The organism is Bradyrhizobium sp. CCBAU 11386 (genome assembly GCF_028128955.1).
GTDB lineage: Bacteria > Pseudomonadota > Alphaproteobacteria > Rhizobiales > Xanthobacteraceae > Bradyrhizobium.
In genome coordinates, this window is sequence record NZ_LBKA01000221.1 from 43,429 (window position 1) to 59,278 (window position 15,850).

Sequence of the window (15,850 nt, forward strand, 5' to 3'; positions counted from 1 at the left end):
GTGACTCACACCGTTCTCATCGGGCTCGGCGTCCTCATTGCCATCCTCACCGTCGTCGCGGTGTTCGGCCTGTTGCCGTCGCTGCGCATCGTCCCGGACGATACGCATTTCGACTTCACGCGCTTCCGCCGCATCAGCTTCCCGATCTCGGCGGCGCTGTCGATCGTCGCGATCACGCTGTTCTTCACCCACGGCCTGAATTTCGGCATCGACTTCCGCGGCGGCACGCTGCTCGAGGTGCAGGCCAGGTCCGGCACCGCCGACATCGCGGCGATGCGTACGACGCTGGATGCCCTGCATCTCGGCGAAGTTCAGCTCCAGCAGTTCGGTGGCCCCGCCGACGTCCTGATCCGCGTTGCGGAGCAGCCCGGCGGCGACGCCGCCCAGCAGGCGGCCGTGCAGAAGGTCCGCACCGCGCTCGGCGATTCCGTCGACTATCGCCGCGTCGAGGTGGTCGGCCCGCGCGTCTCCGGCGAGCTTCTGGCCTACGGCATGCTCGGCCTGATGCTCGCGATCGTCTCGATCCTGATCTATCTCTGGTTCCGCTTCGAGTGGCAGTTCGCGCTGGGCGCCATGATCGCCAACGTGCACGACATCGTGCTGACGATCGGCTTCATGTCGATCAGCCAGGTCGATTTCGATCTGACCAGCATCGCCGCGCTTCTGACCATTCTCGGCTATTCGCTCAACGACACCGTCGTCATCTATGACCGCATTCGCGAAATGCTGCGGCGCTACAAGAAGATGCCGATGCCGAAGCTTCTCAACGAGTCGATCAACTCGACCCTGTCGCGCTCGATCATCACCCACTTCACCGTGACGCTGGCGCTGCTGGCGCTGCTCCTGTTCGGCGGTCACGCCATCCACAGCTTCACCGCGGTGATGATGTTCGGCGTGGTGCTGGTCGGCACCTACACCTCGATCTTCATCGCGGCGCCGATCCTGATCTATCTCGGCGTCGGCGAGCATCGGGAAGATGCGCCCGATACCGCTACGCCGGCGAAGAAAAACAAGGCATGATCCGAACTGCACGCCCTCGCACGCGTTTGCGAGGGCAGTAAGCCCATTCGGACCAAGTTCATGACCGGCGATCCCAACGCACCGCATTTCCCGCGCTCGGCGCCGATCGAGGCCTATGGCAAGGGCGGCTTCGCCTTTGCCGGCATGTCGCATCGGGGATCGCTGCTCTGTCTGCCCGATGCGATCTGGGCCTGGGATGTGACGGACCCCACGAAGATCGACCGCTATTCGCTGGATCGGGTCTTCGCAGCCGCCAACAGCATCGATACGCTCCTGATTGGCACCGGAACCGGGGTCTGGCTGCCGCCGCCGGCGCTGCGGCAGGCTCTGAAGGCGGTGAGGGTGGTGCTGGACACGATGCAGACCGGCCCGGCCGTGCGCACCTACAACATCATGATCGGCGAACGGCGCCGCGTTGCGGCCGCGCTGATCGCCGTGCCATGAGCAGCGCTGCACCTCCGCCCGATTCCGTTGCCTTCTGCGCCGATCTCGTGCGCAGCCACGACTTTCCGCGCTATGTCGCGACCCTGTTCGCGCCCGCCGCCGAGCGCCGTGCGCTGCTCGCGCTCTATGCCTTCAATGTCGAGATCGTCCGGGTCCGCGACCAGGTGAGCCAGCCCTTGCCCGGCGAAATCCGCCTGCAATGGTGGACCGACATGCTTTCCGGCCATGCCCATGGCAGCGCCGAGGGCAATCCGGTGGCGGCCGAGCTGCTCCGCGCGATCCGCGATTTCGACCTGCCGGTCGAGCCGCTGTCGCTGCTCGCCGACGAGCACCAGTTCGATCTCTACAACGATCCGATGCCGACCATGGCGGCGCTGGAAGGCTATCTGGCCGCGACCTGTTCGGCGTTGTTCGCCCTCGCTGCGCGGATCATGGGGTCGCCGTCGGAGGCGGTCGAGCATCTTGCCCGTCATGCCGGGCTGGCGCAGGGCATCGTGCAGGTCATCGCCAATTTGCCGCGCGATGCCGCGCACCGGCAATTGTTCCTGCCGCAGCAGCTGCTGGCGAACCACAATTGCAACATGGAGGACGTGTTCGCCAGCAAGGAGACGCCCAATCTCCATGCGGTGCTCGAACAGCTTGCGGGTGAAGCCCGGCAGCATGTGACGACGGCCTCGTCGCTGCTGGCGCAGCTGCCGTCGTCCGTGCGGCCGGCGTTCCTGCCGCTGAGCCAGGCTCAGGCCGATCTGAAGCGCCTGTCGCGTCCGGGACGCAATCCGTTCACGCCGCAGCCTTCGTCGCGGCTGCGCACGCTGTGGACGCTGTGGCGGGCTTCACGTTCCCGGGAATTTACCAAATAGCGGTTGGCTTGTCGCCCGAGCCGGGCAAATGCTCTATGCTGTCCCATGGCTGACTTGTCCCAAACCACGTCCTCCGATCTCAGCGGCCTTCCGGTCGCTCCTAGTGATATTCACGCGGCCGCCGAGACCATCCGGGGGGCCGTCGTCGAGACGCCCTGTAGCTACAGCCGCACGCTGAGCAATATCTGCGGCTGTGACATCTGGCTCAAATTCGAGAACCTCCAGTTCACCTCCTCGTTCAAGGAGCGCGGCGCGCTCAACCGCCTCACGGCACTGACGCCGGAGGAGCGTGCGCGCGGCGTCATCGCCATGTCGGCGGGCAACCACGCGCAGGGCGTCGCCTATCACGCCAGGCGGCTTGGCATTCCCGCCACCATCGTGATGCCGGTCGGCACGCCCATGGTGAAGGTCGAGAACACGAAGCACCACGGCGCGGAGGTGGTGGTGACGGGCGCGACGCTGGAGGAGGCGGCCGCGTTCGCGCGGAGCCACGGCGAAGCTCACGGCATGATCTTCGTCCACCCTTATGACGATCCGCTTGTCATCGCGGGGCAGGGCACCGTCGGGCTGGAGATGTTGAAGGCGGTGCCGGAGCTCGACACGCTGGTCGTCCCGATCGGCGGCGGCGGCCTGATCAGCGGCATTTCCATCGCCGCGAAATCGATCAAGCCATCGCTGCGGATTCTGGGCGTCGAGGCCTGGCTCTATCCCTCGATGTACAATGCCATCCATGACGGCAATCTGCCGGCCCGCGGCGATACGCTCGCCGAGGGCATCGCGGTGAAGTCGCCGGGCAAGATCACGACTGAAATCGTCCGGCGCCTCGTCGACGACATCGCGCTGGTCAACGAGGCCGAGCTCGAGCGCGCCGTCGCGACCCTGATCTCGATCGAGAAGACGGTCGTCGAGGGCGCCGGCGCCGCCGGCCTCGCCGCGCTGATGTCCGATCCGTCCCGCTTTGCCGGCCAGAAGGTCGGCCTGGTGCTGAGCGGCGGCAATATCGACACGCGGCTGATCGCCTCCGTCCTCACCCGCGAACTGGCGCGCGAGGGACGGCTGACCCAGCTGTCGCTCGATATCCCCGACCGGCCCGGGCAGCTGGCAGCGGTGGCTGCGCTGCTGGCCGAGGCTGGCGCCAACATCATCGAGGTCTCGCATCAGCGGACCTTCTCCGACCTGCCGGCCAAGGCGACGCTGCTGCAACTCGTGATCGAGACCCGCGACAGCGCGCATCTCGACGAGGTCATGGCGAGGCTCAGTGCATCCGGATTGAGCGCGCGCTGCACCTGAGCGGCGCGGCCGCCCCGCTATCGCGGTGTCAGGCCTGCGAGGTGGCCGATCAGCCGGTCGATCTCGGCCTCCGTGTTGTAGTAGTGCGGGGAGGCGCGCACGAGCGGCGGCAGCGCCCGGATCTCGGCGTCGATGCGGGTGCTCGACGGATGTGAAGCACCGATGGTGATGCCGGCGGCAGCGGCACTGCTGACAATCGTGTCCGCCTCATATCGGTCCATCGTGAAGCTGACGATGGCGCCTGGTGTGCGTCCGAGGTCGCGAATTGTGATGCCGCGAACGGAGGCGAGGCCGCCCCGAAGGCGGTCTGCCAGCAGGCGGCAGCGCTGCTCGATAGGACCCATGCCGATATCGAGCGCGTAGTCGACGGCAGCGCCGAGCCCGAGCCGCGCCGCGTAGTTGTTCTCCCAGGTCTCGAAACGGCGCGCATCGTCACGGAGGTGATATTGGTCACGCGAGACCCAGGGCGCCGCAAAGTGGTCGATCATCGGCGGCTCGAGCCGTTGCAGCAGATCGCGGCGGACATAGAGAAAGCCGGTGCCGCGCGGGCCACGCAGGAATTTGCGCCCCGTGGCCGACAGCATGTCACAGCCGATGGCTTCGACGTCGACCGCCATCTGGCCGACCGCCTGGCAGGCGTCGAGCAGATAGGGAATGCCGTGTGCCCGCGCGATCTTGCCGACGGCCGCTGCGGGATTGACCAGCCCGCCATTGGTCGGAACCCAGGTGATGGCGATCAGCTTCACGCGCTCGTCGATCATGCGCTCGAGCGCGTGGATGTCGAGCTCGCCGCCGGGATCGCTCGGCACGACCTCGATGACCGCGCCTGTGCGCTTGGCGACCTGAAGAAACGCGACATAGTTGGCGGCGTATTCCGCCTCGGCGGTCAGGATGCGATCGCCTTTGCGAAATGAAAGCGCATAGAACGCCATCTGCCAGGCAACCGTCGCGTTCTCCATGAGGGCGATCTCATCGGGCGCGGCATTCAGCAGGCGGCCTACCGAGCCATAGACTGAATCAAGCCGGCGCGCCTCGCGGTCGGCGGCGGCATAGCCTCCGATCTCGCTCTCGAGGTCGATATGCCCCTTCATCGCCGCGACGACAGGTGCCGGCATGAGAGCCGCGCCCGCGTTGTGGAGATACGCGAGCCGGTCAGCGGCCGGCGTGTCGGCACGTATTCGGTCGATGTCGATCAAGTGAGAGCCTCTGCCATCGGGTTCCCAGAGTTAGACACAATGACGCATGCGAGCAAGATCGGGTAAGGCCGACGTGGACCTGCAGGCGCACCGAGCTGCGCCCACATGACGATCATGCGGCGTGACCGAGCCTCGCCTCGATCTCCTGGCGCAGCGCCGCAAAGTCAATCGGTTTGGTCAACAGATCAGTAGCGCCGCTGTCCAGCGCTTTGCGCTTGGTTTCGGTATCACCATAAGCCGTGATCATGATGACGGGGACGTCGGGCCGGGCCGCACGTACAATCGGTAACATCTCGAGCCCGCTCATGCCGGGCATGTTGATGTCTGAAAGGATCAGAATGAGCGTCGCATCCCGGAACTCCATGGCGCGCTGCAGCGCCGCTGGCGCCGACGATGCAAATTCCATCAGAAAGCGGCCGGCGCGCAGATCGCGTCGGAATTGCTGGCGAAACAGCACCTCGACGTCCGGCTCGTCGTCAACCACCAAAATGTACACGCTCACCCCTTGTCTCCGGTCTGCATGGCGCTGGCCGCAGTGCGTGGCAGCGTGATGATGAACTCCGTATAGGCGCCCGGCTCGGTCTTGAAATCAATGCTGCCGCCATGTTGTTTCACGATAATGTCGTGACATATCGACAGGCCGAGCCCGGTTCCTTCGCCAACCGGCTTGGTCGTGAAGAACGGATTGAATATCTTCTCCCTCACATCAGCCGGAATTCCGGTGCCATTGTCGCGAATGCGGATTTCCACGGCGCGGTCGAGACCCCTTGTTGTCGCGCTAAGAACGGGCTCGAACCCATCGCCGGCGACTTCCTTGCGTTTCATGGCCGCGTAGAAGCCGTTCGAGATCAGATTGAGAAAGACCCGCGTTATTTCCTGCGGGTACACACCGACGATCCCCGCGGAGGGATCGAGCTTTCGCTCGAGCGTAATGTGAAAATCCGGCTTTTCCGCGCGCGCGCCGTGATAGGCGAGATTGAGGCCTTCCTCGACGATCCCATTGATGTCGGCGGCGCGGCGCTCGCCAGAGCCCTGTCGCGAATGCAGCAGCATGTTCTTCACGATGGAATCGGCGCGTGCGCCGTGCTGCACGATCCTTGCGAGGTTGGCCTGGAGAACCTGCGTGAGTTCGTCGATCTCCTGCCTGACCGCCTCGTCCAACTCGGTCGCGCGCAGCTTCTCGTTCAGCTCGCCGATCAATTCCGACGAGAGCGATGAGAAGTTGTTGACGAAATTGAGCGGGTTCTTGATTTCATGGGCGATGCCTGCGGTTAGCTGGCCAAGTGAGGCGAGCTTTTCGGTCTGGATCAGTCGATCCTGTGTCGCGCGCAGCTCTTCGAGAGACTGCGAGAGCTCCTTTGTGCGTTTGCGCAATTCATTCAACAGACGAGCGTTCTCGATCGCGATGACGGCCTGATTCGCGAAATTGGCAACCAACGCGATCTGCTTCGAAGTAAATGGCTTCACTTCCTGGCGGAAGATCGTGATCGTCCCGATCAGCTCGTCCTCCCTGAGCATGGGCACGATGACGAGGGTTCTTGCTCCGGCAAGGTCGGCGAGCGCGCGGACGTTGGGATTGCCTTCAATGTAAGGCGGCTGGCTCCGGATGTCCTCGATGTGGACGGGCTGATGAGTCTTCTCCACAGTGCCGAGACCGCTGCCGGGGTGCGGGCGAATGCTCTGGTACAGGCGGGTATCAACATAGGCCTGCGGCGCGTTGTAGAGTGCAACCGTGCGGAAGCCGCCTTCCTCATAGAGATTCATGGTACCAAATCGAGCTCCGCAGACGCGGGTCGCATTCTCCAGCATCTTGTCGAAGACCGGCTCCAACTCGCCGGCGGACGAGCTGATCGTCGCCAAAACTTCCGCAGTCGCGGTCTGCTGCTCGAGGGATTCCGTAAGCTCGCGCGTGCGTTCCCGTACTTCTTCGAACAGTCGGACATTTCCAATTGCAATGACGGCCTGATCGGCGAAGGTCTGAAGCAGAGCAATCTGCTTGGCGTTGAACGGATTGACCTCGGTGCGTCGAAGGGTGATGGCGCCAATTCCTTCGCCTTCGCGCAAAAGCGGTACACTGAGGATAGTCCGCACGCCGTCATCGCGCCTGAGTTCTCGTCCATCAGGAAATTCATCGCCTTCCGGCGAGGTGATGTCCCCCACCTGGACTGGACTCCGGTCGAGGATCGAGCGGCCGGCTGTCCATTTGCGATTGATGGGCCACGTGCTGCGGGAGGGCACTATCGGGCCGTGATGTGCAACCAGTTGAAGATGGTCGTCCCTTCTCAGGCGAAGGACCGCATCAGAGCTTTCGCAGAGCTCACAGGCGCTTTCGACAATCGCGTTCAGGACCGGATCGATCTCGGTCGGGGAGGACGCGATGACCTTCAAAATACTGGCACTTCCGGTTTGGTATGTCAGGGCGTCCTGCAGGTCACGGCTCGTGGCCTGCACTTCCTCGAAAAGACGCACGTTCTCGATAGCAATGACCGCCTGATCGGCAAACGTCGAAACCAGCTCGACCTGTTTCTCGGAAAAGGATTGAACCGTTGTGCGGCCCAGGAACAACACTCCGATCGGTTCACCTTCGCGCATCATCGGCACGCCGAGCAGCGTGCGAAAGCCTGCGGCCTTCTGCATGTCCAGGTAGGCATATTCGGGATCGGCCAGCACATCGAGGATTTGAATGGACCGCTGTTCGAGGAGAACGCGGCCGATCAAACTGCCTCTGCCGGGCTGAAGCCGGTGGACGTCGGCGACCTTGACCCAATCCACGCGAAAATTGTAGCCGGTGGCATGATAGAAGCCGCGCTCGTCCTTGCGCGCAATCGCCGCCATATCCGCATTGCATAGGCGCGCTGCGGATTCCGTCAGCGTATCAAGCACCTTCTGAAGGTCGAAGGCGGAACGGCTGATGACCTTCAGCACGTCTGCCGTCGCCGTCTGCTGCTGCAATGACTCGCTTAGGTCATTTGTCCGTTGCCGAAGTTCATCGAACAGGCGCACATTTTCGATCGCGATGACGGCTTGGTCGGCGAAGGTGGTGACGAGCTCGATTTGCTTCTCGGTGAAGAGCTCCGTGCGTTGGCGCGCGAGCACGATTGTCCCGATCGGTTCGTTCTGGCGCAGCAGCGGTACACAAAGCGCTGTATGCTGGCCGCCGAGCGTCGTCGCCTCCTGCAGCGTATATTCTGGGTCGGAGGCGACATCGAAGATCTGGACCGGACGTTTTTCCGTCACCGCCCGCCCCGTGATCGTGCCGCGCCCCGGGGCGATGGGGTGGTTCTTGATGAACTCGATATAGTCTGCGGTGTAACCGACCGCGGCTCCGGCGCGGTAGAGATCGCCTTCGCGCCGCATGATGAAAGCCATCTCGGCGTTGCACAAGCGCGCCGCGGTCTGAACGAGCGTATCGAGCACCGGCTGCAGATCGAAGGTCGAGCGGCTGATCGTCTTGAGAACGTCTCCGACCGCGGTCTGCTGCTGAAGCGATTCAGTCAAGTCGTTTGTGCGCTGCTGTACTTCGCTGAACAGATTCGCATTGTCTATGGCGATGACAGCCTGCTCCGCAAAGGTCCGCAGCAGTTGCTTGTCGTGCTCGGCAAAGTTACCCGGCTGAGGACGCGTGACGCTGATCATGCCGATTGCAGTTCCGCCCTTCATGATCGGTGCGAAGAGCATCGCGCGGAAACCGCGCAATCGGGCGACGTCTCGGATCTGCAGTTCGGAGGTGGCCTCGGTGTCGGGGACGGGGACAACCTTTCCGAACGAGGCGAGTTGAAAGCTTGGAAAGTCCGCAATGGGCCGCGGAAACATCTGTGTGAGATGTGCATCTGCGACGGCATTCGTGCGGGTGAACGCGGCAAGGTGCGCAATTCCGTCGACGAAACGGAATACTGTGGTGGAAAAGCCCCCGATCAACCGGTTGGCGCTGGTGGCGATTGCGTCGAACACCGGCTGCACGTCGGAGGACGACGTCGCGATCACTTTCAGGACGTCGGCAGTCGCATTCTCCCGATCGTGCGCGGCGCGCAACTCGGCCAATAGCCGGGCGTTCTCCTGCTTCAAATCTGCCACCACGTCCTGGGAGAGGGCGGGCATCGGAAACCAAATCCATATCGCCGAATGCGTTGCAGCATCGGGCCAAAATATGCGCCAGTTTCGAGTGGATTATTTCACTTCGGAACGCGTTCGGCCAGCCTTATCGCAAGTTGCACCGACGGGCTCTGCACGTCTCCCCGGCGATTGCGGGGCGGGCCCCGGAGCAATGTCCGCAATCAAGACGGTACGCGAGCGCGGAGCCCGCCTCAGATGCAGAGGCTGAGCAGCTTGATGTGACAGTTGCTCGGCTTCGGCTTGCTGGCAGGCGCCGCCTCGCGCTTCACGGCAACCAGCGGCTCACCGTCCTTCTTCTTGCCCTTGCCTTTGCCCTTCGGCTCGTAGTCGCCGGCAATGACCATCGCCCAATAGGTGCGCTTGCCGCTGGCGTTCCTGGCGCTGGCGATGCCGACGCGGGAGGCATTGTGCAGCAAGAGGTTCTTGCGATGCCCGGAGGAGTCGATCCACTGGCCGAGCGTCTTCTCGAAATTGTCGTAGCCATAGGCGATGTTTTCGGCGGCGCGCCCCGCGCCGGCCGGTGCGACGCGGCGGTTGAACGGTCCGAGAGCGTCGTGGCTGAGGTCGTCCTTCGCCGCCATCGCGCGCGCCTGGTCCATGGCGATGCGGTCGAGGGTGGCATCGCGCACGACGCGAACCTCGCCATGCTTGAGGCGGAAGCTGGAGATCAGTTCGGCCGGGGGTTCGGCCATTGCGGGCGTCGCTGCCAACAGCAGAAGGCCGGCGATCATGCCGCCAACCACACGATGCCTCATCGTCCCCCGAGTGCCCATGACCCCGCCAAGCCTGCTTTGTCCGACTGCTTCTCTATCGCCAATGTGGACGCTTCAAGGCGCACGCCGTCCGTCAGCCCGCCGGCAGGTCCGCCTCGAAATTGAAGCGGTCGCGCAGGTTCTTGCGCTGCTCCAGAATGTCCTTGAGGAAGGCGCGGTCCTGGTCGTTCTTCATCATCGGCTCGATCAGGTCGAGCTGGTTCATGGCGACCAGCTGCAGGATCTCGGTGCGCGGCTTGCCGCTGATGTCGCGCGGCAGTGCATGCACCACCTGGATGTGCTCCGGCGGTTTCGGACCCTTGGCGGCCGTGAGTTCGTTGCGGAGCTGGCCTTCCAGCATGGCCTGATCAGCTTCGACGAAGGCATAGAGCCCGACGCCGGAGCGGCGGTCGGCAAAGGCGACGATGGCGGTGTCGCGCACGGCGGGATTCTTGCGGATCAGCTCCGCCAGCACAGGCGCGTCGTTGACGAGCCTGCGGCCGCCACCCTCACGGTCGGTGAAGTTGAACAGGCCGCGCGTGATCGCCCGGTAGACCTTCTTGCCGGTGGCGAGCCACAGGCTCGCGGCAAACGACTTCTTCGCCAGGACCTTGCGCTCGCGCGGCGTCAGCGCTTCGGGCGCGTAGGAACGCTTGTGCTTGAGCAGGTGCCGCAGGTCTTCATAGGCGAGGATACGATAGAGCCGGCCGCGGCGTGCAAAGCAGGCGGCGAGCTGGAAGTCGGTCACATAGGCCCGGCCGTCGCGACCGACCAGCCAGTTCTGCTCCTTGGCAAGGTCGTTGTGGCAGATGCCGGCGCGGCGCAGCCGGCGCAGCGCCGCCTTGGCCGAGCGGAAATAGGCGAGGTCGCCATGCGGTTTGGCCAGATGCAGCGCGACGCCGTCGACGAAGCCGCGCACCAGAGCGCGGCGTCCGGCCCACAGCAGCTCGGGACCGACATTCAGGCCCTTGGCGAGGGCCAGCGCATGCTTCTCGCGCGCGAAAAGATGGCTGGCCAGCAGGAACGACCACCACGGCACCTCATCCAGCCGGCGCAGCACCGCGTCGACCTCGCCGTTGTCGGCACGAAAGCGGCCGCGCTCGACGGTCGAGAACACGTCGCGCTTGAGCAGGACGCCCTCGATCCAGCGCGCCGAGAGCGTCGCGGCGTCGTCTTTGGGGAGGCTCATCGACAACTCACGCGGCTGCGGCGATGCGCAGGTGATCGGCGATCCAGCGATCGAGATCGGCGAGCGCCAGTGCACTCATCGCCTGCTTCTTGGCCACCGTCTTCTCGTTGCCGCGCAGGCGCGTGCCGTCGGGCTTCTTGGTCGGAGCGCTCGCAAGCGGCGGGAACAGGCCGAAATTGATGTTCATCGGCTGGAACGAGCGCGTGCCGGGCTCGATGGTTTCGATATGGCCGCCGGTGATGTGGCCGAGCAGCGATCCCAGCGCGGTCGTAGCAGGCGGGCTCGCCAGTGTGTCGCCACGGGCATCGGCCGCCGCGTAGAGACCGGCGATCAGGCCGACGCTGGCGGACTCCACATAGCCCTCGCAGCCCGTCATCTGGCCGGCAAAACGCAGCCGCGGCTGCGCGCGCAGCCGCAGCTGGCCGTCGAGCAGTTTGGGCGAATTGAGGAAGGTGTTGCGATGCAGGCCGCCGAGGCGGGCGAATTCGGCCTTCTCCAGCCCGGGAATGGTGCGGAAGATGCGCTGCTGCTCGCCGTATTTCAGCTTCGTCTGGAAGCCGACGATGTTGTAGAGCGTGCCGAGCCTGTTGTCCTGGCGCAGCTGCACGATCGCGTAGGCCTTCGTCGCGGGATCGTGCGGATTGGTGAGGCCGACCGGCTTCATCGGACCATGGCGCAGCGTCTCGGGGCCGCGCTCCGCCATCACCTCGATCGGCAGGCAGCCGTCGAAATACGGCGTGTTGGTCTCCCACTCCTTGAACTCCGTCTTCTCGCCGGCGATCAGCGCGGCGACGAAGCCGTCATACTGCTCCTTGGTCATGGGGCAGTTGATGTAGTCGGCGCCGTTGCCGCCGGGGCCGACCTTGTCGTAGCGCGACTGGAACCAGGCGACCGACATGTCGATGGATTCGCGATGCACGATCGGCGCGATCGCGTCGAAGAAGGCGAGCGCGTTCTCGTCGGTCAATTCGCGGATGGCGTCGGCGAGCGGTGCAGAGGTGAGGGGGCCGGTCGCAACGATGACGTTGCTCCAGTCGGCCGGCGGCAGGCCTGCGATCTCGCCACGGGCGATCTCGATCAGGGGATGCTCGTTCAGCGCCTTGGTGACGGCCGCCGAAAAACCGTCGCGATCGACCGCCAGCGCGCCGCCGGCGGGCACCTGGTTGGCATCGGCCGCGCGCATGATCAGCGAGCCGAGGCGGCGCATCTCTGCGTGCAGCAGGCCGACGGCGTTGTTGGCGGCATCGTCCGAGCGGAACGAATTGGAGCAGACGAGCTCGGCGAGCCCGTCAGTGCGGTGCGCCTCGGTCATGCGGTCGGGCCGCATCTCGTGCAGCATCACGGGCACGCCGGATTTGGCCACCTGCCAGGCGGCTTCCGAGCCGGCAAGGCCTGCGCCGATCACGTGCACAATGTTGGAATAGGGTCCTGTCATGGGGCGGACAGGTAGCGCTTTTCGGCGGTCAGTGGAATCGCCGAGATCGAGTTTTCTGTCTTCAGAAACGACAACGCCCGCACGAGGCGGGCGCTATCGGTTCGTCCGGTGAAGGGCTGAACGATATCAGCCCTGATACTGACCGGCGGCAACGCGCGGGATGTCCGAGCGATCGAGGCCGATGTCGGCCAGTTCGCGATCGCTGAGCTGGGACAGCTCGGCAACATTGCGCTGATAGTCCCGGAAAGCCTGGATCATGCGGATGAGCGAGAGCAGCATTGGTAGTCTCCTGTAGTTCGATTCAGCCCTTGCCCGGGCCTCATCGTTGAAATGAATATAGGTGAGAGTGGTGCAGTGCGAAAGTTCCGATGTTGCGATGCAGCTAAGCGAAGAACGCATGGCATCGGTAAGGGGCGATTAACCTCTTGGCAGTCCCGCCCAACAGCCGGGCGTTAGCCGTTGCTGACTGCGATAAAGCCCCGTGAAATCACGGATTTATGGGGAACCCTGCGGTTCCGGTGGTGCTGGAAATAAGTTGCATTCTCGAGACCTGCAAGACGATCCGGCAGCTTGTAAGCCCAAGTCTCGCATGCGCGAATCGCATGTATCAGGAAATTTAGGAGTGAATATATATTCATAATATTGAACGGGTTCCGCCGACCTGAGGGAGCTCGCCGGCGTGAGGAGGGAGAGGCGATTCGCACTGCTCCCTTGGAAGGGCCACTGAAACGGCTTGCGGCGAAGCCAGATGTCGCGGGCCGATCGCCGGGAGTCGCGCGCGTTCGTCGTTGATGCGGTGCACACACGCCAAGGGTGTGAGTGCTTGATTACAAGGTTGTAATGAAAATCAGAATTTCCGCATGCGGCTCTGCGCGGCGCGCAACATCACGCAATTCTCGCGGGGAATTTATTGCGGCAAGTTGCCGCGTCGGCAGCAAAGTCTTGGCGCAGATTCCGGCAATGTCGCTGGGTCTGTCCCAAGAACAAGAGAAGGAAGTAACATCATGACGAAGTTACTCGGGGTTATCGCCATTGCCGCCGTCGCGTTCGCCGTCGCGCCGGCCCAGGCCGCCAAGCATGCCATGGGCGGATGCAGCTCGGCCAATCTGGAGAAGACGGAGACGGCGATCGAGAACATGGCCGACGGCGACGGCAAGTTCGAGGCGCAGAAGGAGATCGCGGCTGCGCAGGACTCGCTGCTCAACGGCAAAATGGGTGCGTGCGGCGCGCATCTGAACAAGGCGATGCACGCCACCATGGGCAAGTAAACGCTTCAAGAGAGGGCCGGTCGCCGGGCGATCGGCCCTACGCGTTTTGTCGAGGGACTTTAAGGGGCATGTGCAAGCTGGGTGGCGAAATAGGCGACGGTCTTGGAATAGACCTCGCTCTTGTTCCACTGCTGTAGCACTGCGAAATTCGGGCTGCCCGGCTGCCAATCCTTGCCGCGCTGCCAGCCATAGCCGGCGAGATAATTGGCGGTGGAGGCGAGCACGTCGGGCGCGTTGTGCAGGAGATCGCGCTTGCCATTGCCGTCGAAATCGACGGCGTATTTCATCCAGGACGAGGGCATGAACTGGGTCTGGCCGAGCTCGCCCGCCCAGGCGCCCTTCATGTCGGCGGGTGCGAGATCGCCGCGCTGGACGATGCGCAGCGCGTCCATCAGCTCGCCGCGAAACTGCTCGGCGCGCCGGCAGTCATAGGCCAGCGTCGCCAGCGAACGGATGGTCGCGAACTTGCCAGTGTTGACGCCGAAATCGGTCTCGAGACCCCAGATCGCGACCAGCACCTCGCCTGGGACGCCGTAGGTCTGTTCGATGCGGGACAGCACCGAGCCGTATTGCTTCATCATGTTGGAGCCGCGCGTCATGCGCGGCGGCACCATGCGGCCGGAAAACTCCTCGAAGGTCTGGGTGAAGACCTTTTGCGAGCGGTCGCGGTTGAGCACGCTCTGATCGAGCGTCACGCCGGCGAGCCCGGCGGCAATGGCCTGCTGCGAGATGCCTTTCGCCGCGGCGTCGGTTTTGAAGTCTGCAAGCCACGCGTCGAAATTGCCCGACCCGCAGGCAACGGCGGCGAGCGCTGGCTCGGCGGATAGGATTGACGCGGAGAGGGCTAAGGCTGCGAGAGCAAGACGAGAAATCGTCGGGGTCATCAGATGAAATTGATTCCGTGAAGTGATCTGACCGGCGGGGCGCAATCTCGGTCGGAACCGCGGCCAAAGCAAGGCGCATGACGGGGCCCGGTCCTGCCCGGAGCCGGGCAGGACCGGATGTCACGAGATCGTTAAGCGTCCGTCCTATTCCGCCACGGGAAGAGGTTGGCGGGGAAGTCGGCGGCGGGCTTGCGCGGACGATGCGGCGGAGGCGGCACAGGCCGCGCACCGGGATCGGACGCGATCACCTTGCGGTAGAGATGCCAGGTGGCATGGCCGAGCAGGGGGATCACCACGGCGAGGCCGAGGAACGCCGGGATCGTGCCGAGCGCCAGCAGCACCGCCACGATCAGGCCCCAGGCCGCCATCGGCACCGGGTTCCTGGCGACAACGCGCAGCGAGGTGACCATCGCCTCGAACGCACCGGCATGGCGGTCGAGCATCAGGGGGAACGACACGGCGCTGATGCAGAGCGCGGCGAGCGCGAACAGGAATCCGGTGCCGCAGCCGACCACGATCAGCCACCAGCCCTGCCGGGTCGTCAGCACGCGCGTGATGAAGTCCGAGATCCCGGTCACGCCCTCATAGCCGAAGGCTGCGACATAGATCGCCTGTGCGGTTGCAACCCAGGTCACGAACAGGGCGAGCAGCAATGTGCCGAGACCGAGCATGGCACCGAACGAAGGCGAGCGCAGCACCTCCATGGCATCCCAGGCGCTGGCCTCTTCATAGCGTTCGCGCCGGCTCGAGAGCTCGTACAGACCCAAGGCAGCGAAGGGCCCGATCAAGGCGAAGCCTGCGGCGAGTGGAAACAGCAGCGGCAGCACCGAATAGCCCATCACGACGCGGGCGAGCACGAGGCCCAGCACCGGATAGATCACGCACAGAATGATGGCGTGGCTCGGAACCGCCTTGAAATCCTCCCAGCCGCGCCTCAGCGCGTCATGCAGGTCGGACAGTTGGATGGTCCGGATGGTTGGTCCCGCCGCATTAGCGGGCGGGGCCATTGTGGGGACATTGCCCTGGTAGAGTGTGGCCATGGTCGCTAGCTCCCTTGCCATGCAGCCGAATCCGGCGCCGGCAAACGGCGCAAGCAGCCGCTTTTCTTGGATGATCGCGATCCCGACCAGACGCGAATTCCGGAAGGCATCGCGAGCTGAACGGGAAGCGTACTCCCAATTCCGAGTCCTGTCCCTCACGCCTGGGTGAGATTCGATGCCGCACCGCAACTTCGACGATGTCATTCGGTCGTCATTTCGCCGCAGATAAGCTGATGCTGGTTGTCGGTTCGCAGAACTCCGCGGGCGCAACGCAGAAACTTCGTCTATAAGTGCCACTCAAGGCCTTCCAACGGGATCCTTTTCGGGGAGCAGACATGAGCATTTTCGGGAAAATCATG

General features: G+C 63.9%; 14 protein-coding genes. 5 read left to right on the top strand and 9 right to left on the bottom strand.

The window, feature by feature from the left end; all coding sequences use genetic code 11:
* The 4 genes from secF to XI09_RS19385 are packed head-to-tail and all read left to right on the top strand — an operon-like array spanning nt 1 to nt 3,614.
* Nucleotides 1-1,020: a protein translocase subunit SecF gene (gene secF / locus XI09_RS19370; RefSeq protein WP_271568256.1), complete on the top strand. Its 1,020-nt coding sequence runs from the start codon at nt 1-3 to the stop codon at nt 1,018-1,020.
* A gap of 60 nt (nt 1,021-1,080) precedes the next feature.
* Nucleotides 1,081-1,464: an Mth938-like domain-containing protein gene (locus tag XI09_RS19375; RefSeq protein ID WP_271568257.1), complete on the top strand. Its 384-nt coding sequence runs from the start codon at nt 1,081-1,083 to the stop codon at nt 1,462-1,464.
* Complete coding sequence (locus tag XI09_RS19380; RefSeq protein WP_271568258.1) at nt 1,461-2,324, top strand: phytoene/squalene synthase family protein; 864 nt, start codon at nt 1,461-1,463, stop codon at nt 2,322-2,324. Before XI09_RS19375 ends, XI09_RS19380 begins: the two co-directional genes overlap by 4 nt.
* A gap of 45 nt (nt 2,325-2,369) precedes the next feature.
* On the top strand, nt 2,370-3,614 hold the full coding sequence (locus XI09_RS19385) for a threonine ammonia-lyase (protein ID WP_271568259.1): 1,245 nt from the start codon (nt 2,370-2,372) through the stop codon (nt 3,612-3,614).
* A gap of 17 nt (nt 3,615-3,631) precedes the next feature.
* Here XI09_RS19385 and XI09_RS19390 read toward each other — a convergent pair whose 3' ends face one another.
* The 7 genes from XI09_RS19390 to XI09_RS19425 form a co-directional block, all read right to left on the bottom strand.
* Nucleotides 3,632-4,810 (bottom strand): aminotransferase class V-fold PLP-dependent enzyme, encoded by a 1,179-nt coding sequence (locus XI09_RS19390; RefSeq protein ID WP_271568260.1) that lies wholly within the window; start codon nt 4,808-4,810, stop codon nt 3,632-3,634.
* A 112-nt stretch (nt 4,811-4,922) separates the two neighbouring features.
* Nucleotides 4,923-5,312: a response regulator gene (locus tag XI09_RS19395; protein ID WP_271568261.1), complete on the bottom strand. Its 390-nt coding sequence runs from the start codon at nt 5,310-5,312 to the stop codon at nt 4,923-4,925.
* Nucleotides 5,309-8,908 (bottom strand): GAF domain-containing protein, encoded by a 3,600-nt coding sequence (locus XI09_RS19400; RefSeq protein WP_333939128.1) that lies wholly within the window; start codon nt 8,906-8,908, stop codon nt 5,309-5,311. Before XI09_RS19400 ends, XI09_RS19395 begins: the two co-directional genes overlap by 4 nt.
* Before the next feature lie 206 nt (nt 8,909-9,114).
* Nucleotides 9,115-9,696: a CAP domain-containing protein gene (locus XI09_RS19410; RefSeq protein WP_271568262.1), complete on the bottom strand. Its 582-nt coding sequence runs from the start codon at nt 9,694-9,696 to the stop codon at nt 9,115-9,117.
* 73 nt (nt 9,697-9,769) lie between these two features.
* A complete protein-coding gene (locus XI09_RS19415; protein ID WP_271568263.1) occupies nt 9,770-10,864 on the bottom strand; it encodes a serine/threonine protein kinase in 1,095 nt (364 codons plus the stop codon).
* Between the two features lie 7 nt (nt 10,865-10,871).
* The gene (gene trmFO, locus XI09_RS19420; protein ID WP_271568264.1) at nt 10,872-12,299 is read right to left on the bottom strand and encodes a methylenetetrahydrofolate--tRNA-(uracil(54)-C(5))-methyltransferase (FADH(2)-oxidizing) TrmFO; all 1,428 of its coding nucleotides are present in this window, start codon (nt 12,297-12,299) and stop codon (nt 10,872-10,874) included.
* A gap of 126 nt (nt 12,300-12,425) precedes the next feature.
* Nucleotides 12,426-12,578 (bottom strand): DUF1127 domain-containing protein, encoded by a 153-nt coding sequence (locus XI09_RS19425; RefSeq protein WP_007590701.1) that lies wholly within the window; start codon nt 12,576-12,578, stop codon nt 12,426-12,428.
* A gap of 725 nt (nt 12,579-13,303) precedes the next feature.
* Here XI09_RS19425 and XI09_RS19430 point away from each other — a divergent pair.
* Nucleotides 13,304-13,567 (top strand): hypothetical protein, encoded by a 264-nt coding sequence (locus tag XI09_RS19430; protein WP_271568265.1) that lies wholly within the window; start codon nt 13,304-13,306, stop codon nt 13,565-13,567.
* A gap of 59 nt (nt 13,568-13,626) precedes the next feature.
* Here XI09_RS19430 and XI09_RS19435 read toward each other — a convergent pair whose 3' ends face one another.
* Both XI09_RS19435 and XI09_RS19440 read right to left on the bottom strand, forming a co-directional pair.
* Nucleotides 13,627-14,451, bottom strand: coding sequence for a lytic murein transglycosylase (locus XI09_RS19435; RefSeq protein WP_271568266.1), 825 nt, complete (start codon nt 14,449-14,451; stop codon nt 13,627-13,629).
* A gap of 131 nt (nt 14,452-14,582) precedes the next feature.
* On the bottom strand, nt 14,583-15,491 hold the full coding sequence (locus tag XI09_RS19440; RefSeq protein WP_271568267.1) for a DUF2189 domain-containing protein: 909 nt from the start codon (nt 15,489-15,491) through the stop codon (nt 14,583-14,585).
* Between the last annotated feature and the right edge of the window lie 359 nt (nt 15,492-15,850).